The sequence below is a fragment of the Corallococcus sp. CA049B genome, from assembly GCF_003611685.1.
Lineage (GTDB): Bacteria > Myxococcota > Myxococcia > Myxococcales > Myxococcaceae > Corallococcus > Corallococcus coralloides.
Genome location: NZ_RAWC01000069.1, coordinates 18,742 through 38,609 on the forward strand (window position 1 = coordinate 18,742; position 19,868 = coordinate 38,609).

Below are 19,868 nucleotides of genomic sequence, written 5' to 3' on the forward strand. Positions count from 1 at the left end.
TCACTCCCGAACAAAGGCGAAGTCGGGGGGAGAAAGCAAATTCCTTCCCCACTGTCGCCGCCGCTCAGGCCTTCAGCGTCTCCGGGACCTGCCAGTCCGGCTTCAGTCGCTGGATGACCTTCACGAAATTCTCTTTGTCCTGGGCTTTCTCCAGGGCGGCCTCCGGGAGGATGACGTCGTCCTTCACCAGCCGCTCCAGGTGCATGTCCAGGGTCTGCATGCCCTGGCCCTGGCCCGCCTGCATCTTGGAGGCGATCTGGAACACCTTGCCCTCGCGGATCATCGCGGCGATGGCGGGGCTGCCCACCAGGATTTCGAGCGCGGCGACGCGGCCCTTGCCGTCCGCGGTCTTGATGAGCTGCTGCGCGACGATGCCGGCCAGCGACTCCGCGAGCATGCCGCGCACCTGGCCCTGCTCGTCCGCGGGGAAGGAGTTGATGATGCGGTCGATGGTGGCGGGGGCGCTGTTGGTGTGCACCGTGGCGAAGACGAGCACGCCGAAGCTCGCCAGCTGGAGCGCCAGCTTCATCGTCTCGTTGGTGCGCAGCTCGCCGATGAGGATGACGTTGGGGTCTTCACGGCCGGCGGAGCGGATGGCGGTGGCGAAGCTGGAGGCGTGCGGGCCCACCTCGCGGTGGGTGACCTGGGACTTGAGCGATTCGTGCACGAACTCCACCGGGTCCTCGACGGTGAGCACGTGCGCCGGGCGCGTCTTGTTGATGTGGTTGATCATCCCCGCGAGCGTCGTGGACTTGCCTGAGCCCGTGGGGCCTGTCACCAGCACCAGCCCGCTGCGGCGGTCCGCCATCTTGCGCACCACCTCCGGCGTCTTCAGTTCCTCCAGCGACAGCACCTTGCTGGGGATGGTGCGGAACACGGCGCCAATGCCGGTCATCCGGTAGAAGTAGTTGGCGCGGAAGCGGGCCTTGGTGCCGTAGCCGTAGGCGAAGTCCAGGTCCAGCTCCTCGGTGATCTGCCGCTTCTGTTCGGGCGAGCAGATTTCAAAGAGCAGCGACTCCAGCTCGCCGGTGGTGAGGGCTTCTTCGCGCAGGGGCACGAGCTCGCCGCGGATGCGGCCCAGGGGCGGGTAGCCCACGCCCAGGTGCAGGTCGCTGCCCTTCTTGTCGAGCAGGATGTCGAACCAGGTGGCGATGCGAGGGGTGTCCGTCATGTCAGGCGCCCTTCTTGCCAAGCAGTGAGCCCACCTTGGACAGCATCCGCGCGCCCTCCTGGGCGGTGGCGGGCGGGGGCACGGTGGGAGCGGCGCCGGGGCGCTTGCCCGTCACCATGGCTTCGATTTCGTCCGGGTTCTCCGCGAAGCCCTTCACCGTCTCCAGCGTCGCCTTGCCGGAGCGGGCCAGGTCCGCGAGCGAGTCCTCGAAGCGGACGATGCCCAGCGACTTGCCGCGCTGCTGGAGGGAGGGGATTTGATACGTCTTGTTGTCGCGGATGAGGTTGCCCAGGGCCACGGAGCCGGTGAGCACCTCGGCGGCGGCGACCAGGGACTTGCCGTCCGCGGCGGGCATCAGCCGCTGGCTGACGATGAGGCGCAGGCCGCTGGAGAGCGACAGCCGCACCTGCTGCTGGTCTCCCGGCGGGAAGAGGTCGATGAGCCGGTCGATGGTCTTCGCCGCGCTGGGCGTGTTCATGGTGCTGATGAGCAGGTGGCCCGTTTCGCTGGCGGCGAGCGCCATGCGCACGGTCTCCGTGTCGCGCAGCTCGCCCACGACGATGACGTCCGGGTCCTCGCGGAGGCTGCCCTTGAGGGCGCTGGCGAAGGTGCGGGTGCTGGTGCCCACCTCGCGCTGGCTGATGAGGGCGCGCTTGCGCGGGTGCACGTACTCCACCGGGTCCTCCACGGTGAGCACGTGGTGCGTGGTTTCGCGGTTGATGATGTCCACCAGCGCCGCGAGCGTGCTCGTCTTGCCGTGGCCGGACGGGCCGGTGAGCACGATGAGGCCCTGGTGGTGGTGCGTGGCCTTGGCGATGTCCGAGGGCAGCCCCAGCGACTCCAGGGTGGGGATTTCGCGGGAGATGACGCGGAAGGTGCCCTTGAGGCCCGTGCGCTGGCGGCACACGTTGACGCGGAAGCGGCCGGTGTCCTCGGAGTCCAGCGCGAAGTCCACGCTGCCGTCCTTCTCCAGCACGTGCCGCAGCCGCTCCGGGATGATGGGGAGCAGGAGCCGCTCCACCGTCTCCGGAGACAGCGGCGTGTCCTGCGGCAAGAGCTCCCCGGCCAGGCGCAGCAGCGGAGGCCGTCCGGCCACCAGGTGCAGGTCGCTGGCGTTCATGCTGCGCGCCTGCTCCAGCAGCACGGTCAGGTCGCGGCCCGGAGCGGAGGTCGAGCGCGCGATGGGGATGACTCGCGCGGAAGGATTCGCGCTGGCGGTGGAGTGGGCCGGAGCGCCCGCATGGGCCGCCGCGCCTGGATGAGCCGCCGCACCCGCGTGAGCCGCGGAGGCCCCCGCGTGGGAGGCCGCGCCGCCAGGAGCTCCGCGCGCGGCGGCTCCCGTACCCAGGCCACCCGGCTGCGCGGCTCGCGCGTCCATGACACCCGGCTGCGCGGCTCGCGCGTCCACGGGCGCGGACACTGCGGGTACTCCCGCGTAGGGCGTGCGCGTGGGCGCCTGCGCGGACACGGCGGGCACTCCCGCGTAGGGTGTGCGCGTGGGCGCCGCCGGGGCCGACGCAGTTGCCGGAGCTGCCGTGGCTGCTGGAGCCGCGGCGGTCGCCGCGCCTTCCGCGCCTCGCGTGAGGCGCACGTTCATCAGCTCGCCCCGGCGCACCGCCGCGATGTTGAGGGAGCCCAGTCCGGTGGCGTTCACCGTCCACTGCACCGGTGTCTCCGACACCGTGGACGCGCGCGCCATGCCCACCATCGCCTGGAGGGCCTTCACGAGCTCGTCGGTGGAGAGGGCGCCTGGATCAATGGGCTCGTAGCCGTTGGCGCCGCGCACCATCGGAGGACGGCCGCTGGCCAGGGCCAGCTCGGTGATTCCAGGGCGCGATAGATGACGCAGCAGTTCCGCGAGCGGTTTCATTCAGGGGGGAGGCCCCACCGCTGCCGTGCGTCAGGCCCGGCGGGGTGGAAACTCCCGCGAGGATAGTCGACCGCCACGCTCCAGGTCACCCTGGGTGCATGGCCCCAAACGCACGACGGGAGCGGCCGTGCGAGGGCCCCTCCCGTCGGGTCCAACCGATTGCGTTGGGGGGCCGCGGACTACAGCTCGCGAGACATCAGGAGCCGCAGCTTGCCGGACTTCTTGGAGACCACCGTGGCCACCGTGGTGAAGCCCGCCTTGCGGTAGAAGCCCACCGCGGGCGCGTTCGCCGGATCCACGCGCAGGGCGATGGTCTTGCGGTACATGTCGCGCGCCACGTCCAGCGCCTTGTCCAGCAGCATGGCGCCCACGCCGTGGCGCCGCAGCTCCGGCTTCACCACGATGTTGCGCAGGTAGGCCGCGCCCGGCACCGGACCGTCGCGCTCCACCGTCACGTAGCCCACCACCTGATTCTGGAGCCGCCCCACGTGGAGGAAGGGCTTCAGCTGCGTGAGGGCCTTGAGGCTCTCCTCCTGCGTCTCACCCCGCCCCTTCCAGGGCTCGGAGTTGGCGCGCAGGGCCGACACCGTGGTCAGGTCCTCGTCGGTGGGCGGACCGAATTTGACCCCGGTCACCAGATCGTTGGGGAGCGTCGCTCCTTCCAGCACCGGCGTGGGGGCCGCCACCTCGACGCCAGGGTCCACCTGCTTCATCGTCATCGCCTTGCTCCTCCGTCGCGTCCGCGATCCTAACCGGTCCCCCCGTACCCATGCACGCGATCATTCCGCGCGCATTGTCCTGTTTTCCGTGTGGGGAGACGTCCTCCTCCCAGGCGGGGAGCAGGAAGTTCTCGAAACGCCGCCTGCGGGAGCGTCATTCCGGGAAGACATGTCCCGCTCCGCTGTCTGGACTGCGAGCGGCCTTCCGCGCGGAGCGTGAGGCCATTATAAAACCCCTGTCCGGGTCCCCCTCGGTCCGAGTTTAAGCCCCTTGCAACTCAACCACGCCCAGCGCGAGCTGACGCTCAAGATCGTCTATTACGGCCCCGGGTTGAGCGGGAAGACGACGAACTTGCGCAAGCTGCACGCGCGAGCGCGGCCGGACGTGCGAGGGCGCCTCCTGTCGGTGGATACCCACGACGACCGGACGCTCTTCTTCGACCTGCTGCCCGTCTTCTTCTCCACCTCCACGGGCTTCAAGGTGAAGGTGAAGCTCTTCACCGTGCCGGGGCAGGTCATCCACAACGCCACGCGGCGGGTGGTGCTCCAGGGCGCGGACGCGGTGGTCTTCATCGCGGACAGCCGGCGGGGCGCGGCGCAGGAGAACAACGCCTACTGGCGCAACCTGCAGGAGAACCTGCGGGAGATGGAGCTGGACCCCACGCAGGTGCCGGTGGTCATCCAGTTCAACAAGCGCGACCTGCCCGACAGCCTGACGGACGAGGAGCTGGCGGAGGTGCAGCGCCGGGGAAACCAGCCGGTGGTGGGCTCCGTGGCCGTGCGAGGCGAGGGCGTGGTGGAGACCTTCCACGCGGTGGTGCAGACGGCCTGGCGCGCGCTGGAGGGCCGGGCGCAGCTGTCGCGCAACGTGGGGCTGAGCGAAGAGGAATTCCTGGGGCAGATCTTCCGGCACATCGACCTGTGCGGCACGGCGCTGGAGGGGCGGTACGGCCCCGGCGCCATGCCTGGCGGCAGGGAGAGCGGGAGGGCGCCATGAACGGCGCGTCAGGCGGAGGACCCCGGAACACCGCGAGCGCGCCCCGGCGCGAGTCCGCGCTCCAGCGGCGGCTGTCACTGGGGGACCTCTTGGACCTGCCGTCCTTCACGGAGGTGGTGAAGGGGTTCAGCGACCTGTACCGCGTGGGCATCAAGGTGCTGGACACGCGCGGCAACAAGCTGGCGGACGTGAAGGTGGGCCACGGCGACTTCTGCGCCTACGTCTTCTCCTTCCCGGATGGCCGCCACGCGTGCACCGCCATGGTGGGCCGGGTGAAGGACGGCCCCGTGCTGCCGGAGGCCGGCGGGCGCGTGGCGGACGGAGACGTCTCCGAAGCGGCGGGCCTCATCGCGCTCACCTGCTTCACCGGCCTGCGCTACGTGGTGATGCCGGTGCGCTGGGACGGCGACCTCCTGGGCCGGGTCATCCTGGGGCCCTTCACGCCGGAGGAGCTGACGGACTTCCCCCAGACGCTCACCAGCATCCACGGGCTGGACCTGGAGCGCGCGCAGGAGCTCCTGGGCCGCGTGCGCCGCGTGCCGGAGCGCACCGCCGCGCAGGTGCTGGGCCACTTCGGCCAGGTGCTGGGCGCGCTCGTGGCCAGCGGGCAGAAGGCGTACCTGGCCACGCACCTGCATCTGGAGTCCACGCTGGAGGTGCACCGCGAGCTGGAGGCGCAGAACGCGCGGCTGCTCCAGGCGAACGCGCGGCTCAAGGAGCTGGACCGGCTCAAGTCCACCTTCCTGGGCACGGTGAGCCACGAGCTGCGCACGCCGCTCGCGTCCATCCTGGGCTACTCGGAGATGATGGCGGAGGGGCTGGCGGGGCCGCTCAACCCGGAGCAGCTCCAGTACGTGCGCACCATCGTGGAGAAGGGCGAGACGCTCCTCTCGATGATCTCCTCGCTGCTGGACCTGAGCCAGATTGAAGCCGGGCGCCTGCGCCTGTCCATGGCGCCGGTGGACCCGGGCTACATCATCCAGACGGCGGTCTCCAGCGTGCTGCCGCAGGCGCAGCGCAAGGGCCTGGAGCTGGAGGTGCGGCTGCCGCACACGCCGCAGCCCCGGCTGGCCGGGGACCTGGACAAGCTGCGCCAGGTGGTGGTGAACCTGCTGGCCAACGCGGTGAAGTTCACGCCCGCGGGCGGCCGGGTGAAGGTGACGCTGTCGGACGCGGCGATGCAGCAGGAGCTGGGCGTGCCCGGCTACCGCATCAGCGTGGAGGACACCGGCGTGGGCATCCGCGCCGAGGAGTTCGAGCGCATCTTCCAGAGCTTCTACCAGGTGGACGGCAGCTCCACGCGCGAGTTCGGCGGCGCGGGGCTGGGCCTGGCCATCGTGAAGAGCCTGGTGGAGGGCCACGGCGGCCGGGTGCGCGTGGAGAGCGAGTTCGGCCACGGCTCGCGCTTCATCGTCCAGTTGCCGCTGCACCCGCCCATGCAGGGCGGGCTGTCCGCCGCGCCGCCCATGCCGGAGCCGGACCGCTTCTGACGGTCAGGGCTGGTGGGGCTCGATGAGCCCCGGGGTGTCCGGAAGGAACTCCGGCAGCCGCGTCTGCACGAACGCGCCCACGAGCCCCAGCAGCATCACCACGCCGAGCGCGCGGCCCAGCCGCAGCGTGAGCGAGCGCTGCTCCGACACGCGCGCCACGAGGATGAAGTTGATGGCGGCGCTGGCGAGCGACGCGATGATGGCGCCCACTCCGGCCGTCGTGGGGGAGATGGTGCCGTTGGCGCACAGCGACGCGGCGGACGCCACCGCGGACGCGCTGGACACCAGGCCGCCCACGGCGCTCACCGCGTAGAAGCCCCAGCGGCCCAAGAGCGTCTGGCCCACGGTGCCCACCACCTGGAGCGCCAGGAAGATGAGGCCGAACTTCAGCGCGGACGGCAGCGAGAAGGGCGACTTCAGGGGCAGGGCGGGAGGCTCGGCGCCGGGCGCGGCCTCCACGCGCGAGCGCACCAACGCCAGGCCCGTGCTGGACAGGAGGATGAGGACCAGCGGGATGGCGGAGTCCACCAGCGCGCGGAAGGAGAGCAGCCCCAGGAGCACGGCGTTGCGCAGCGCCATGGCGGCGGTGGCCAGCATCACGCCCCGGTACGCCACGTCGAGCAGGCGGCCGGACGTCTCGCGCACGCGGTTGGCCAGCTCCGCCACGGTGACGGTGCTGTTGACGAGCCCGCCCAGGAACCCCGTCACCTCCACGCCGTGCGTGCCGAACATCTTCCACAGCAGGTAGTTCACGAAGCCGATGGCGGCGATGAGGATGACGGTCACCCACGCGGCGCGCGGCTCGATGAGGCCCCACGGGTCCACCGGCTGCGCGGGCAGCACCGGGTAGATGGCGAAGGCGAGGATGGCCAGCAGGATGGCGCTGCGCAGCTCCTCCGCGGTGATTTTGTGGCTGAAGGTGGCCATCCGCTCCTTCCACGCGAGCAGGCCCGCCGTCGTCACGCCCACCGCCGCGGGCGTCACCGTATGGCCCAGGCCGCACAGCACGCCGGTGAAGCCCGTGACGAGCAGCGCGGCGGACGTGGTCAGCTCCGCGCCGCCGTTGGCGCGCAGGGACTGCCAGTTGAGGAAGCACAGCAGCACGCCCAGCAGCGCGAGGCTGAGCAGCGCGAAGCTCGGGCCCAGCAGGCCACCCATGCCGCCCAGCAGCGCCGCGAAGCCGAACGTGCGCAGGCCGGCCTCCTTGCCACGCCACTCGCGCTCCAGCCCGACGAACAGCCCCACCGCGAGCGCGAGCGTCAGCCGCATCAGCGTCTGCAGTGGCGGCCAGGAGACGACGGGTGGCAGTCCTTCCATCATGCGAAATCCCTCTCCCATCTCTCTGCTCGCCTGCCGGGCGGACGTCAACGCCGCATCCCGTCACGCGAAAGGAGCCCGCGTCAGGTGAGGGCGCGGGGGCCTTCGGGGGCGGGGCCGCCGCTGACGACGTGCAGCCGCTCCCAGCCCTGGCGCGCGAGCAGCGGGTGCAGCCGGGACCGCAGCGCCGCCTGCAACGCCTTCACTCCGGCCTCGTCCTTCAATGACAGCGCGGGCAGCGACCAGCGCTCGCGCACGCGCGCATCCATGCCTGGGGCATTGCCCGCGACGTCGATGAGGACGTAGTGCGAGGCGGGCACGCTCCGGTCGCGCGTCGGCGCGGCGCGCAGGCTCGCCTCCCGCATCAGCGCCTCCACGGCGGGCGGCGGCCCGTCATCCAGCCCCGAGCCCGGCGGCGGCGCCACCACCGCGCGCGCCCGGTCCGGGTGCGCCAGCGTGTTGAAGAGGGCAGCGGCCAGGTGCGCGGGCCCTGCTTCCGCGCACTCGAAGACGACGGTCTCCACGGGCGTGGCGGCGGGCTTCGGCGTGCCGCCCAGCAGCCACCGGAAGAGGAACACCGCCAGCGCCGCGCCCAACAGCTGCGCCGCGACGAAGGACTCCACCTCCCACGGGCTCATCACGCCCACGTGGGCGCTGGCCGCGCGCGCCAGCACCAGCGCCGGGTTCGCCAGCGAGCGCGAGTCCGTGAACCACACCGTCGCCGCCACGTACCCCGCGATGGCCAGCGGCGTCGCCGACGGGCGCGTGCGCACGCAGCCCCGCACCACCACCAGCAGCCCGAACGTGGCCACCATCTCCGTGAGGAACCGCGCCCCGTCCGCCGCGGGCATCCTCGCGGTGAGCAGCAGCGGCTCATTGCACATGCGGTGCGCGATGAGCCGCCCCACCAGGCTGCCGGACAGCTGCGCCAGCGCGTACAGCGGCACCTCGCGCCAGGGCATGCGGTCCCCCAGCGCGTCCGCGAAGGTGAGCGCCGGATTCAGATGCGCGCCCGACAGCGGCCGCAGCACCCACAAGAGGCACGCCAGCACCGCGCCGCAGGACAGGGACATGAAGAGGCGTCCCTCGGTGGCGCTCGCGCCCAGGTGCTCCGCGACGTGGTGCGACCCCTCCAGCGCCACCACCAGCAGCCCGCAGCCCAGCGCTTCCGTCACCAGCCGGCGGCGCAGGTCCATGGATGTGGCGGAAGAGGGCACTCCTCAGTCCTATGCCTGGGCGGTCCGACACCGTCAACGCCACGCGCCCGCTCCGGCCCTCGCGGCACGCCACGAATCCGCCCGCCCGTTCGCGGGTCGTCATTGCGTCCCCCGCCGCGAGCGTGGTCTTCAATGCCGCCATGCCCGGCGAGTTCGACCTCATCCAACGCTTCCTCGCCTGCTTCCCCCGCGCGCGGGTGCCGGTGGGCCCGGGAGACGACTGCGCCGTGCTCGCTCCGTTCAAGGGCGCGCTGTGCGTCACCACCGACGCCGTGGTGGAGGACGTGCACTTCACCCGCGCGGCGTTCTCCGCCGCGGACATCGGCCACAAGGCGCTCGCGGTGAACCTGTCGGACCTGGCCGCCATGGGCGCCACGCCGCGCTGGTTCGTCTGCGCGCTCGCGCTGCCCCGGGACTTCCCCGCCCGCGAGCTGTCCGCCCTGGGCCGGGGCATGGCCGCGCTCGCGAAGGCCCACCGCATCATGCTCGTGGGCGGCAACTTCACCTCCGCGCGCGAGGTGTCCGTCACCCTCACCGTCACCGGGGAGCTGTCCCGTGCTCCCATCACCCGCGCGGGCGCCCGGCCCGGAGACCTCCTCTATGTCTCCGGCACGCTGGGCGACGCGCGCCTGGGGCTCCAGCAGCTCCAGGCAGGCGTCCCCGGTATCCATCGGAGCGCGGCCGTGAGACGCCAGCGCCGCCCCGAGCCCCGCATCGCCCTGGGGAAGCTGGCCGCGCGCTTCGCCTCCGCCGGGATGGACGTGTCGGATGGGCTGGCGCAGGACCTGGGCCACCTGTGCGCCGCGTCCCGGGTGGGCGTGGAGCTGGAGCTGGACCGGCTGCCCCTGTCACCCGCGGTGCGCGCGGCGCTGGGGCCGGAGGGGGCCCTGCGGGGAGGGGAGGACTACGAGCTGCTGCTCGCCGTCCCACCTTCACGCATGCAGGCGTTCGAGCGCGCGTGTGCCCGCGCCGGGCAGGAGGTGACGCGCGTGGGAGTGCTCACCCGGGAGCGGACGTTGCGAATCCGGGACGCAGGGGGGCATGTTCTGACCCCTCCAGCGGGATTCGATCACTTCGCCCGGACAGGCAGGCAGATCCGGCCGGATGATTGACCCGTACCGGACAGCAAGGCTAAACCCCTGGGCTGTTTTCCGCCCCTCCCGCTGAAAGCACTCCGTGCGCCGCCCCCTTCGCGACGACCCCTCCTCTGGCCTCACCCCCCGACGCGAGCCGGTGCAGCGACTGCTGCGCGCTGTCGAGGGCCCCAAGGCGGTTCGCGAGCAGTCCCTGCACCGGAAGATCACCACCGGCTACATCCTGCTGGGCCTGCTGCTGGGCACGTGGCTGCTCTGCACGGAGAGCCTCTTCGACGCGTCCTGGGGCCGCTGGGCCTTCATCATCCGCGTGGGCGTGGGCGTGCTCATCACCTTCGGCGGCGCCGCGTTCCTGCCGTCGCTGCTGGCGCGCGTCACCCGCGTGAAGGTGCTCAGCCGCTCCGCCTTCGAAATCTCGCAGGGCGACCTGTCCAAGCCCGTGGCCGCGGAGGTGCACAGCACCCGCGACGAAATCGACGAGCTGACGGGCGCCATCTCCCGCATGCAGGAGAACCTGCGCGAGCTGGTGGGCAAGATCCAGGACACCGCCAAGAGCGTGGCGGACACCGCCATCGACCTTCAGCGCAGCGCGGAGAACGTCAACGGGTCCACGGAGGAGGTGGGCTCGTCGATGGAGAAGATCGCCAGCGGCGCGGAGACCCAGTCGCAGCTGGTGTCGCAGGCCTCCAAGGTCATCACGGAGATGGCCGGCAGCATCCAGCGCACGGCGGCCAGCGCCCTGGACGCGGCCCGCACGTCCGCGGAGACCAGCAGCAGCGCGGAGGACGGCTCCAAGGCGGCGCGGCTCGCGGGCGACAAGGTGAAGAAGGTCTTCAACCGCATCGAGTCCGCCAGCCAGCAGGTGTTCGCCTTCGGCGAGAAGACGCAGGAGATTTCGAAGATCGTCGACGCCATCACCCAGGTGGCGCAGCAGACGAACCTCCTGGCCCTCAACGCCACCATCGAAGCGGCGCGCGCGGGCGAGTACGGCCGCGGCTTCGCGGTGGTGGCGGATGAAGTGCGCAAGCTGGCGGAGAGCGCCGGCCGCTCCGCGGAGCAGATTTCCCGCCTGGCGCGCGACATCTCCGGCCAGTCCACCTCCGTCGTCAGCGCCATGAAGGAGGGCATCGCGGAGCTGGCGGAGGGCCGTGAGGACCTCACCGACATCATGCGCTCCATGGGGGCCATCACCGACACCGCCCGCAAGGGCGCGGAGAAGGTGACGCTCATCTCCGACAGCACCCGCGACCAGATGAAGGGCAGCGAGGAGATGGTGAAGGCCATCGAGGAGATCAAGCTCGTGGCGAAGAACAACGCCAGCTCCACGGAGGCCATCCAGGCCGTCATCCAGGAGCAGACGGCCGCGGTGTCGCGGATGACGTCGCTGGCGAGCGAGCTGACCAACCTCTCCGTGGAGCTGCAGAGCGTGGTGCGCAGCTTCCGCCTGGGGCCCTGAGCCCCCATCCCCCGCCTTCAGCCGCCTTCCGGCACCAGGGCCTTCACCGTGCGGCACGTCATCTTCCGGGTCGAGAAGGAACGCTACGGGTTGCCCTTGTCGGCCGTCCGGGAGGTCGTGGTCCCCCCGGAGCGCTACACCCGTGTACCCCGGGCCCCGGCCGCCATCACCGGGGTGATGAACCTGCGGGGCCGGGTGGTGACGGTGGTGGAGCTGCGCCAACTGCTCCACCTGCCAGAAGGTCCCACGCCCCTGTGCCGTGTCGTGCTACTGGACCGGGGTCGCAGGGATTTGGGCCTCCTGGTGACGGACGTGGACGGTATCGAGGCGGTGGAGCGCGTCAGCGCCGCGCCGGGCAAGGTCATGCCCGCGGTTCGCGGCGTTGCCCGCCTGGGCGGTCTGGGAGTGACCGTGCTGGATCCGGAAGGACTTGATGCGGCGGTCGTTGCCTTGTTCACTCCCTCCAAGTGAGTAGCCCCCCGGAAACGGCCGGTGATAGGGTGCGCTCCCTCTAGGCCTGAAACGGAGGCGGAGTTCTTCACATGGCTAAGCGGGTGCTGGTCGTCGACGACGCCATCTTCATGCGCAACATGATCAAGGACATCTTTGCGTCTGGAGGGTTCGAGGTCGTCGGTGAGGCGGCCAACGGCCTGGAGGCCGTGGAGAAGTTCAAGGAGTTGAAGCCGGACCTCACGACGATGGACATCGTGATGCCCTTCAAGAGTGGCATCGAGGCCACGCGGGAAATCATCAAGGCCGACAGCAGCGCGGTCGTCATCATGTGCTCGGCGCTCGGACAGGAGAGCCTGGTGATGGAGGCCATCGAGGCGGGTGCCTCGGACTTCATCGTCAAGCCGTTCCGGGCGGAGGACGTGCTGGCGGTCGTCAAGAAGGTGCTGGGCGAGGCCTGAATCGGCGCGCAAGGGGCCGCTCCCGCCCGGGTCGCGGCCCTGAGCGCCTGTGAAGGAGGTGCCGGGTCATGACGATGGACATGTCCCGGTACCTGGGCCTCTTCATCTCGGAGGCCACCGAGCACCTGGAGGCGCTCGGGCGGGACCTCGTGGAGCTGGAGCGCGAGGCCACCGCCAGCACCGTGGACTCGATGTTCCGGCACGCCCACTCGGTGAAGGGCATGGCGTCGTCCATGGGCTTCGAGCCCATCGCGATGCTGGCGCACCGGGTGGAGGACCTGGTGGACGCGGTGCGGCAGGACCGCAAGCTCCTGGACCGGGACCTGGTGGACCTGCTGCTGAACGCCACGGACACGCTCACGGCCCAGGTGCGCGCCGTCTCGGCCAACCGCGAACCGGAGCAGGCGGAAGGGTTGCTCAAGCAGCTGGGCACCCGTGTGCAGTCGCTCACCGGCCACGCCCCCGCCGCGACCCGCGTGGCCCACGTCAACGTGCTCAAGCCCGCGACCCCGTCTGGAGACGACGGGGAGGGCTCGGGAGGCGGGGAGGGTCCTTCGGGTGCCTCGGGTTCGGGGTCGCCGGGCGGCTCCTCCGGGCCCGCGCCGGGTTCGGGGACGCCGGGTGGCGCGGCCGGGGCCTCCGGGGCCGGTGCCTCGGGCGCGGGGACCGCGGGCAGCGCGGCGGAGTCCTCGGGAGCCGGTGCGCAGGGTTCGGGGACGCCGGGAGCCTCCACGGCGTCGGGCTCGGGGACCTCCGCGTCGGGTGAGCCCAGGCCTTCGACCCCGGAGGCCTCCGGTTCGGGGACCCCCGGCGGTGCGGCGGCCTCGGGAACAGCCGGTCCGGGTGCTTCCGGTGCGGCGGCGCCCTCCGCCCTGGCGGTGATGCCGCCGGCCACGCTGATGCCGCCTCGCGACCTGAGCGGCCCGGAGGCCCTCTACGGCGCCCCGGGCGCGCGGTCCCTGGCGGTGGTGCCGGAGAACGACCCGTCCGCCTCCGTGGTGGCGCTGGCCTCCGGGCTCAAGGCCGTGACCAGCGTCGTGGACGGCAAGGCCGGTTCTCCCCGCTGGTCGGTGCGCCTGCGCATCTCCCCCACCTGTCAGGTGCCCGGCGTGCGCGCGTTCCTCGTGCACAAGCGGCTGTCCTCCCTGGGCACGCTGGTGGACCTGAGGCCCCCTCTGGAGGAGCTCAAGGCCGGCCGCATCCCGGACGGCTACATCCAGGTGGACCTGGAGACCGGCGTGGGCGACGCCGGCATCCAGGCGGCCCTGCGCAACGTGGCGGAGGTGGAGGTCGTCTCCGTCGCTCCCTCCGTCCCGGAGCCGCCCGTGCTCCCCGTCGTCGCGCCCGCGTCGGACCCGGCGCGCGCCACCGCGGACGCGGGCTCCCGCACGGTGCGGGTGCGCACGGAGCTGCTCGACTACTTCCTCGACACGGTGGGGGAGCTGATGCTCGCCACCGCGCGCCTGCGCGAAGTGGGCAAGGTGCTGCCGGAGAACACGCGCCCCGCGCTGGAGGAGGGCGTCTACCGGCTGCACACGCTGGTGAAGGACCTGCACGACAAGGTGATGAGCGCGCGCATGACGCCGCTGTCGCTCATCACCGACCGGCTGCCCCGCGCCGCGCGCGACCTGGCCCGCCGCAAGGAGCGCGAGGTGGAGCTGGTCATCACCGGCGCCGAAATCGAGCTCGACCGCGCCATCCTCGACGAGCTGGCCGACCCGCTGCTGCACCTGCTCCGCAACTGCATCGACCACGGCCTGGAGTCCCCGGAGGAGCGGGCGGCCGCGAAGAAGTCCGCGCGCGGCCGGGTCACCGTCACGGTGCGCCGCGCCCGCGACCGCGTCATCATCGACATCGAGGACGACGGCCGGGGCATGGACCCCGCGAAGCTCAAGGCCTCCGCGCTCAAGCGCGGGCTCATCACCGAGGACGCCGCCCACCGCATGGCGGACCGCGACGCGTTCCTCCTGTCGTGCCTGCCGGGCGTCTCCACCGCCAAGGACATCACCGACATCTCCGGCCGCGGCGTGGGCATGGACGCGGTGAAGCGCGTGGTGGAGAGCGTGGGCGGCACGCTCGAAATCGACAGCGAGCGCGGCCGGGGCACGACCTTCACGCTGCGCCTGCCGCTCACCGTCGCCGTGGTGCACCTGCTCCTCGTCGAAGTGGGCGAGGAGGTGTTCGGCCTGCCCATCGCCAAGGTGGTGGGCGCCACGGAGGCGGATCCACAGGCCCTGAGCAGGAGCCGTGAGACGGCGCTGCTGCCGCACGGCAACGGCCTGCTGCCTGTGCACGCGCTGGAGGCGCTCCTGGGCGTGCCCGCGACGCCGAAGCCCGGCTACCGGCCCTTCGTGGTGATGGAGGGCGACGCCGGCACCGGCAAGGTGGCGCTGGCGGTGGATCGCCTCCTGGGGCAGGAGGAAGTCGTGCTCAAACCCTTGTCCCGCCCCCTGGACTTGCTGCCGGGATTGTCCGGCGTGACCATCCTGGGCAGCGGTCGTCCCGTGTTCATCCTGGACGTCCCGAGGTTACTGACCGCGTGAGCCCCCCCCTGCCCAGTGACGCGCAGCTCGACGCCCTGCGCGAGGTGGCCAACATCGGCTGTGGACATGGCGCCAACGCCCTGGCCCGGCTGGTGGGTGGCCGCGTGGACCTGTCCGTCCCGGAAGTGCGCGTCACGGACGCGGTCCATGGCCCCGCGCTCTTCGCGGACGACGCCCCCGCCGTCGCCGTGCGCCTGGGCATGACGGGAGAGCTGCGCGGCGCGCTGGTGCTGGCGCTGCCGTCCGTGGACGCGGAGGCGCTGGAGTCCGCGCTGGTGCGCGGCCACCCCGCCTCCCCCGAGGAGCGCGAGAGCGCCCTGGCGGAGGCCGCGAACATCCTCGCCAGCGCGTGCCTGTCCGCCATCGGGCGGTTGACGGGCTGGCGGCTGTTGCCCTCCGTGCCCCACCTCCAGCGCGGGCCCGTGCGCCCGGTGCTGGCGGGCGTGCTGGGCGACGTGGAGCCGGGGCCGGGCGTGGTGCTGGCGGCGCGCTTCTCCGCGTCCGGGCCCACGCCGCTGGGCGGACAGATGGTGTTGGTGCTGGAGCGCGGGAGCGCCCAGGCGCTCTTGTCCCGGCTGGGCCTCTAGGTCCGCCTGGAGGCGCGGGGGCGGCTGGGGTAGACCGCTCGCCCATGGACGAGAAGGCGCTCAGGGCCCTGCTGGGCCAGGTGAAGACGGGCAAGGTCAGCCTGGACGACGCGGTGGGCAAGCTGAAGGACCTGCCGTACGCCGAGCTGGGCTACGCGACGGTGGACACGCACCGCAACCTGCGGTTCGGCTTCCCGGAGGTGGTGCTGGGGGAGCCCAAGACGGTGGAGCAGCTGCTGGGCATCGTCGGCGCGCTGGTGGAGCGCAAGCAGACGGTGCTGGTGACGCGGCTGCAGCCGGACAAGGCGGAGGCCCTGGTGGCGCGCTTCCCCAAGGGCGAGTACCACCCGGTGGCGCGCATCTTCCATCTGGCCCAGCGCAAGGTGAAGGCGGGCCGCGTCGCCATCGTGACGGGCGGCACCAGCGACATCCCCGTGGCGGAGGAGGCGGCGCTCACCGCGCAGGCCATGGGGGCGGACGTGCGGCGCGTCTACGACGTGGGCGTTGCGGGCATCCACCGGCTCCTGCGCCGGCGTGAGGAGATCCAGGAGTGCCACGTCGCCGTGGCGGTGGCGGGCATGGAGGGCGCGCTCGCGTCCGCGCTGGGCGGACTCGTGGGCATCCCGGTGGTGGCGGTGCCCACGTCGGTGGGCTACGGCGCGAACCTCGGGGGCATCTCCGCGCTGCTCTCGATGGTGAACTCGTGCGCCTCCAACGTGGCCACCATGAACATCGACAACGGGTTCGGCGGCGGCTTCTACGCGGCGCTCATCTCCCGCACCAAGGGACGGAGCTGACAGGCCATGCGGCGCATCCTCTACCTGGAGCCCGTGGGCGGCATCGCCGGGGACATGTTCCTGGCGGCGGGCATCGACCTGGGCGTGTCTCCGGACGCGATCGCGCAGGCGCTGTCCGGCCTCAACGTGCCGGGCTGGAAGCTGGCGGTGTCGCGCGCGGTGCGCCACGCCATCAGCGGCACGCACCTGGACGTGGTGCTGGACGCGAAGGAGGCGCACCCGCACCGCGCCTACGCGGACATCCGCCAGCTGATTGAAGCCGCGCCCACGCTGCCGGAGCGCGCGAAGGCACGGGCCCTGGCGGTGTTCCGAGCCATCGGCGAGGCCGAGGCGAAGGTGCACGGCGTGTCCATCGACGCCATCCACTTCCACGAGGTGGGCGCGGTGGACTCCATCGTGGACATCTGCGGCGCCGCCGTGGTGCTGGAGCTCTTGGGCGACCCGGAGGTGCACGCCGCGCCGCCGCCCCTGGGCAGCGGCACCATCCGCGTGGCGCACGGCCAGATGCCCATCCCCGTGCCCGCGACGCTGGAGCTCCTGCGCGACGTGCCCGTGCGCTTCGAGGGCGTGGGCGAGTTGACGACGCCCACGGGCGCGGCGCTGCTCAAGGTGCTGACGAGGATTGGCCACCCGCCGGACTTCATCGTGGAGAAGGTGGGCTACGGCGTGGGGACGAAGGACTTCCGCGACCGGCCCAACGTGCTGCGCGCGTCGCTGGGCCGCGTGGAGACGCAGGCCACCGAAGGGCTGTGGGTGGTGGAGGCGAACCTGGATGACGCCACGCCGCAGCTGCTGGCGCACCTGGTGGAGCGGCTCCTGGAGGTGGGCGCGAAGGACGCGTGGGTGTCCCCGGTGGTGATGAAGAAGGGCCGGCCGGCGCACCTGCTGGGCGCGCTGGTGGAGGGCGGCCTGCGCGAGGCGGTGGTGGACGCGCTGTTGCGCGAGTCCACGTCGCTGGGCGTGCGCTACCACCGGGTGGAGCGCCACGCGCTGGAGCGCGACTTCGTGGAGGTGGACACGCCCTGGGGCCGGGTCCGCGTGAAGCGCGGCCTGCGGGACGGCCGGGTGCTCAACGCGCACCCGGAGTTCGACGACTGCGTCCGGCTGGCCCGTGCGGCCGGCGTGCCGGTGAAGCAGGTGATGGCCGCCGCGATGGCGGCCCTTACGCCGGCCGGGCCAGGGTGATGACGCCGAAGGCCGCGCCGCCGGGGTCGGCCACGATGGCGATGCGGCCGTAGGGTGAATCGAACGGTTGCATGAGCACCTTGCCTCCCTTGGCGGAGACGGTGGCCGCGGCCTCGTCGGTGTTGGCCACGGCGAAGGTGACCATCCAGTGGGCCGGCACCTCGGCGGGCGTCTTGTCGTCGAGCTGCATCACGCCGGCCGCCTCGGTGCCGCCTTGCTTCAGGACCCAGTACTGCATCCGGTCATCCGGCATCTTGTCCGCCGTCATGCCGAAGAGGTCCTTGTAGAAGGCCACGGCCCTGGCGCCGTCGCGCGTCTTGGCCTCGAACCAGGCCACGGCGCCGGGCTCGTTCACCAGGGCCGCGCCGTGGAACAGGTTCGGCTGCCAGAAGCCGAAGGGCGCGCCGGTGTTGTCAGCACAGAAGGCCATGCGCCCCGCCTCCATGACGTCCATGGGCTCCATCACCACCTTGCCACCCAGCTCCTTCAAACGGGCGACGGAGCGGTCCACGCTCTCCACGGCGAAGTAGGTGTTCCAGATGGGAGGGAACGGCGCGTCGCTGGGGCGCGGTATCAGCGCCGCCACGTGCTGGCCGTTCTTACGGGCCATCGTGTAGTAGCCGTTCTCCTTGGACGTAGGGTCGAACGTCCAGCCGAACAGCGCTCCGTAGAAGTCCTGGGCCTTCGCCAGGTCCCAGGCCATCAGGTCCACCCAGGACACCGTCCCCGCAGCGTGCTTCGTCATCGCAGGCATCGTCGCTCCCCTCGCAGTGCGCCCGGCGGGAAACCGGGGCTACCTGCAAGGTAACAGCGGAGCGGAAGCGGACTGAAAGGATTTTCAGTGCCACTTCGCGTCAGCGGCGGGGCTGCCTCGCGAGCCCCTGCGCGAACGCATCCGTGTTGCTCCCCACCACGCACACCGGCAGGTCCTCCACGAGCCCGCAGCGCGCGCCCGCGTCGAGGAAGGGCTGCACGTGCGGCGGCAGCACCACGTACGCGGTGCTCGCGTCCAGGCCTCCCGCGGGCAGGGGCGCGCGGCACTCCGCGGCCAGCGCCTCCGGCGTGCGCGACGCGTAGCCGCTGTTGAACGTCAGCTTCAGCCGGTATGCCTGATACGCCAGCGCGTTCACCAGCGGCTCGTCGTAGCGGCACACCCACTGCACCTGCGGCGGGAAGAGGGCCAGGTGTTGGTAGGAGCCCTTCAGCGCGTCCCACTCCGGGGACTTCAGGCGGTGGAAGCGCACGGGCTTGAAGAGGGCGCTCTTCTCCTCGCGCACGTCGTACGCCTGGAGCGCCAGCGCCACCGTCAGCGCGGCCACCGTCACCGCGGGCACGCCGCGCCACAGGCGCGCCACCACCAGCACCGCGCCCACGACGAGCAGGTAGTGCAGCGGCCAGATGAAGCGGCCGGACGCGCGGAACGCGTTCGTCGCCTTCACGAGCGGCGCGTACAGCGCGCCCAGGTCCGCCACCGGCTGGCCCAGCCACGTCACGCGAGACGACAGCGCGTAGACGGCCATGAGCAGCACCACCAGCGCCACGGGCAGCACCCTGCGCCAGTCCAGCGTGCGCGCCTCCCGCCTGCGCGCGAAGAGGCTCACGCAGGCCACGACGCCGAGCAGCAGCGCCCCCGCGCCCAGGTAGCCGAAGCCCTCGCCCTGTCGGGGCGCGGCGGGCAGGTCCGGCAACAGGCGCCCCCAACCCATGGGGTTCACCAGCGTGGCCAGGTCCGCGGAGAAGTCCCCGAAGCCCTCCGCGCCCAGCCCGCCGCCGCCGAAGTAGCCGAAGAGGGCGAACAGCCCCACGTCCAGCGCCGCGATGCCCCCGCACAGCGCCGCGACGCGCGCGGGGCCGAGTTTCCGGCTCCAGGCGAGCCGCACCCCGAGCGCCAGCGTCAGCGGCATCAACATGGCCACCCAGTACGGGTGGGTGCCTGCCGCGATGGCGTTGAAGAGGGCCGCCAGGCCCAGGCTCCGCGTCGCGGCGCGCGCGTCCGGGATGTCCCGCAGGTTGAGCCACAGCAGGGCCAGGAGCAGCCAGTGCGCGCACAGCGTGGGGTGGCCGAAGCGCGCCGCCATCACCGGCGACAGCGCCAGCAGCGTGCCGCCCAGCACCATGGGCACCGGGCGCGGGGACACCGTCTCCACCAGCCGCGCGCCGAAGTACCCCATCAGCGCATAGCACAGCGCCAGCCACGGCCCGGTGTACTGGAAGTCCACGGGCAACAGCGGCGACAGGGGCTTGAAGAGCAGCGCCGCCCACGGGTTGCCGTCCGTGAGCGCCACCGACGAGCCGTACGGGTAGAAGTGGTTGGGCGCCGCACCCAGGGGCAGCGTCCAGTCCGCGTTGCGGAAGAAGAGCCAGCCGAAGATGTGCGCGGCCCAGTCCTCGCGCATCATCCAGTCGATGTGCGTGGGCGGCAGCACCGGCCCGCCGCCCAGCCACAGGAACCAGCCCAGCCCGCCGAGCACCGCCAGCGCTCGCGCCACGACGAGGGCCCGGTGGGAGGTGGAC

The 19,868-nt window shown here is 71.8% G+C and carries 17 protein-coding genes; 10 read left to right on the forward strand and 7 right to left on the reverse strand.

The window, feature by feature from the left end:
* Positions 1-64: 64 nt before the first annotated feature.
* From D7W82_RS17560 to D7W82_RS17570, 3 genes are all read right to left on the reverse strand, one after another.
* Positions 65-1,171, reverse strand: a complete 1,107-nt coding sequence (locus D7W82_RS17560) for a type IV pilus twitching motility protein PilT (protein WP_120619454.1) — start codon at positions 1,169-1,171, stop codon at positions 65-67.
* 1 nt (position 1,172) lies between these two features.
* Positions 1,173-3,041 (reverse strand): type IV pilus twitching motility protein PilT, encoded by a 1,869-nt coding sequence (locus D7W82_RS17565; protein ID WP_120619455.1) that lies wholly within the window; start codon positions 3,039-3,041, stop codon positions 1,173-1,175.
* Positions 3,042-3,220: 179 nt separating this feature from the next.
* Positions 3,221-3,760: an N-acetyltransferase gene (locus D7W82_RS17570; protein WP_120619456.1), complete on the reverse strand. Its 540-nt coding sequence runs from the start codon at positions 3,758-3,760 to the stop codon at positions 3,221-3,223.
* A 271-nt stretch (positions 3,761-4,031) separates the two neighbouring features.
* Between D7W82_RS17570 and D7W82_RS17575 the strand changes: the two genes are divergently transcribed.
* Together D7W82_RS17575 and D7W82_RS17580 are read left to right on the forward strand one after the other, a co-directional pair.
* Positions 4,032-4,757, forward strand: a complete 726-nt coding sequence (locus tag D7W82_RS17575) for an ATP/GTP-binding protein (RefSeq protein WP_120619457.1) — start codon at positions 4,032-4,034, stop codon at positions 4,755-4,757.
* Complete coding sequence (locus tag D7W82_RS17580; RefSeq protein WP_120619458.1) at positions 4,754-6,247, forward strand: ATP-binding protein; 1,494 nt, start codon at positions 4,754-4,756, stop codon at positions 6,245-6,247. Before D7W82_RS17575 ends, D7W82_RS17580 begins: the two co-directional genes overlap by 4 nt.
* A 3-nt stretch (positions 6,248-6,250) precedes the next feature.
* On the opposite strand, the gene D7W82_RS17585 is transcribed toward D7W82_RS17580, so the two are convergent.
* A complete protein-coding gene (locus D7W82_RS17585) occupies positions 6,251-7,567 on the reverse strand; it encodes an MgtC/SapB family protein (protein WP_120619459.1) in 1,317 nt (438 codons plus the stop codon).
* Positions 7,568-7,647: 80 nt separating this feature from the next.
* Positions 7,648-8,781, reverse strand: a complete 1,134-nt coding sequence (locus tag D7W82_RS17590; RefSeq protein ID WP_233587731.1) for an aquaporin — start codon at positions 8,779-8,781, stop codon at positions 7,648-7,650.
* A 140-nt stretch (positions 8,782-8,921) separates the two neighbouring features.
* Here D7W82_RS17590 and thiL point away from each other — a divergent pair, with 140 nt between their 5' ends.
* The 8 genes from thiL to larC all read left to right on the forward strand — a co-directional run bounded on the left by thiL (position 8,922) and on the right by larC (position 17,354).
* Entirely contained in the window at positions 8,922-9,893 is a 972-nt protein-coding gene (thiL, locus tag D7W82_RS17595) for a thiamine-phosphate kinase (RefSeq protein WP_120619470.1), read from the forward strand.
* A gap of 64 nt (positions 9,894-9,957) precedes the next feature.
* A complete protein-coding gene (locus D7W82_RS17600; RefSeq protein ID WP_120619461.1) occupies positions 9,958-11,331 on the forward strand; it encodes a methyl-accepting chemotaxis protein in 1,374 nt (457 codons plus the stop codon).
* Positions 11,332-11,379: 48 nt separating this feature from the next.
* Positions 11,380-11,802 (forward strand): chemotaxis protein CheW, encoded by a 423-nt coding sequence (locus D7W82_RS17605; RefSeq protein ID WP_014400068.1) that lies wholly within the window; start codon positions 11,380-11,382, stop codon positions 11,800-11,802.
* Positions 11,803-11,873: 71 nt separating this feature from the next.
* The gene (locus tag D7W82_RS17610) at positions 11,874-12,242 is read left to right on the forward strand and encodes a response regulator (protein ID WP_014400067.1); all 369 of its coding nucleotides are present in this window, start codon (positions 11,874-11,876) and stop codon (positions 12,240-12,242) included.
* 68 nt (positions 12,243-12,310) lie between these two features.
* Complete coding sequence (locus D7W82_RS17615) at positions 12,311-14,785, forward strand: chemotaxis protein CheA (protein WP_120619462.1); 2,475 nt, start codon at positions 12,311-12,313, stop codon at positions 14,783-14,785.
* A complete protein-coding gene (locus D7W82_RS17620; protein ID WP_120619463.1) occupies positions 14,782-15,372 on the forward strand; it encodes a chemotaxis protein CheC in 591 nt (196 codons plus the stop codon). The genes D7W82_RS17615 and D7W82_RS17620 overlap by 4 nt, the downstream gene beginning before the upstream one ends.
* 44 nt (positions 15,373-15,416) lie before the next feature.
* Entirely contained in the window at positions 15,417-16,169 is a 753-nt protein-coding gene (larB, locus tag D7W82_RS17625) for a nickel pincer cofactor biosynthesis protein LarB (protein WP_014400064.1), read from the forward strand.
* A gap of 6 nt (positions 16,170-16,175) precedes the next feature.
* A complete protein-coding gene (gene larC, locus D7W82_RS17630) occupies positions 16,176-17,354 on the forward strand; it encodes a nickel pincer cofactor biosynthesis protein LarC (RefSeq protein ID WP_120619464.1) in 1,179 nt (392 codons plus the stop codon).
* Here larC and D7W82_RS17635 read toward each other — a convergent pair.
* Together D7W82_RS17635 and D7W82_RS17640 are read right to left on the reverse strand one after the other, a co-directional pair.
* Positions 17,332-18,099, reverse strand: coding sequence for a VOC family protein (locus D7W82_RS17635; RefSeq protein WP_158617686.1), 768 nt, complete (start codon positions 18,097-18,099; stop codon positions 17,332-17,334). The two genes, larC and D7W82_RS17635, sit on opposite strands and share 23 nt — an antisense overlap.
* Positions 18,100-18,208: 109 nt before the next feature.
* Positions 18,209-19,868, reverse strand: a 1,660-nt coding sequence (locus tag D7W82_RS17640; RefSeq protein WP_370451023.1) for a DUF6311 domain-containing protein, incomplete at its 5' end; no start/stop codon positions are given.

What these genes read in the sequence shown, in the direction of transcription:
- D7W82_RS17560 (WP_120619454.1), bottom strand. Translation starts at nt 1,171, where the DNA reads ATGACGGACACCCCTCGCATCGCCACCTGGTTCGACATCCTGCTCGAC.
- D7W82_RS17565 (WP_120619455.1), bottom strand. Translation starts at nt 3,041, where the DNA reads ATGAAACCGCTCGCGGAACTGCTGCGTCATCTATCGCGCCCTGGAATC.
- D7W82_RS17570 (WP_120619456.1), bottom strand. Translation starts at nt 3,760, where the DNA reads ATGACGATGAAGCAGGTGGACCCTGGCGTCGAGGTGGCGGCCCCCACG.
- D7W82_RS17580 (WP_120619458.1), top strand. Translation starts at nt 4,754, where the DNA reads ATGAACGGCGCGTCAGGCGGAGGACCCCGGAACACCGCGAGCGCGCCC.
- D7W82_RS17585 (WP_120619459.1), bottom strand. Translation starts at nt 7,567, where the DNA reads ATGATGGAAGGACTGCCACCCGTCGTCTCCTGGCCGCCACTGCAGACG.
- thiL (WP_120619470.1), top strand. Translation starts at nt 8,922, where the DNA reads ATGCCCGGCGAGTTCGACCTCATCCAACGCTTCCTCGCCTGCTTCCCC.
- D7W82_RS17610 (WP_014400067.1), top strand. Translation starts at nt 11,874, where the DNA reads ATGGCTAAGCGGGTGCTGGTCGTCGACGACGCCATCTTCATGCGCAAC.
- D7W82_RS17615 (WP_120619462.1), top strand. Translation starts at nt 12,311, where the DNA reads ATGACGATGGACATGTCCCGGTACCTGGGCCTCTTCATCTCGGAGGCC.
- larB (WP_014400064.1), top strand. Translation starts at nt 15,417, where the DNA reads ATGGACGAGAAGGCGCTCAGGGCCCTGCTGGGCCAGGTGAAGACGGGC.
- larC (WP_120619464.1), top strand. Translation starts at nt 16,176, where the DNA reads ATGCGGCGCATCCTCTACCTGGAGCCCGTGGGCGGCATCGCCGGGGAC.
- D7W82_RS17635 (WP_158617686.1), bottom strand. Translation starts at nt 18,099, where the DNA reads ATGACGAAGCACGCTGCGGGGACGGTGTCCTGGGTGGACCTGATGGCC.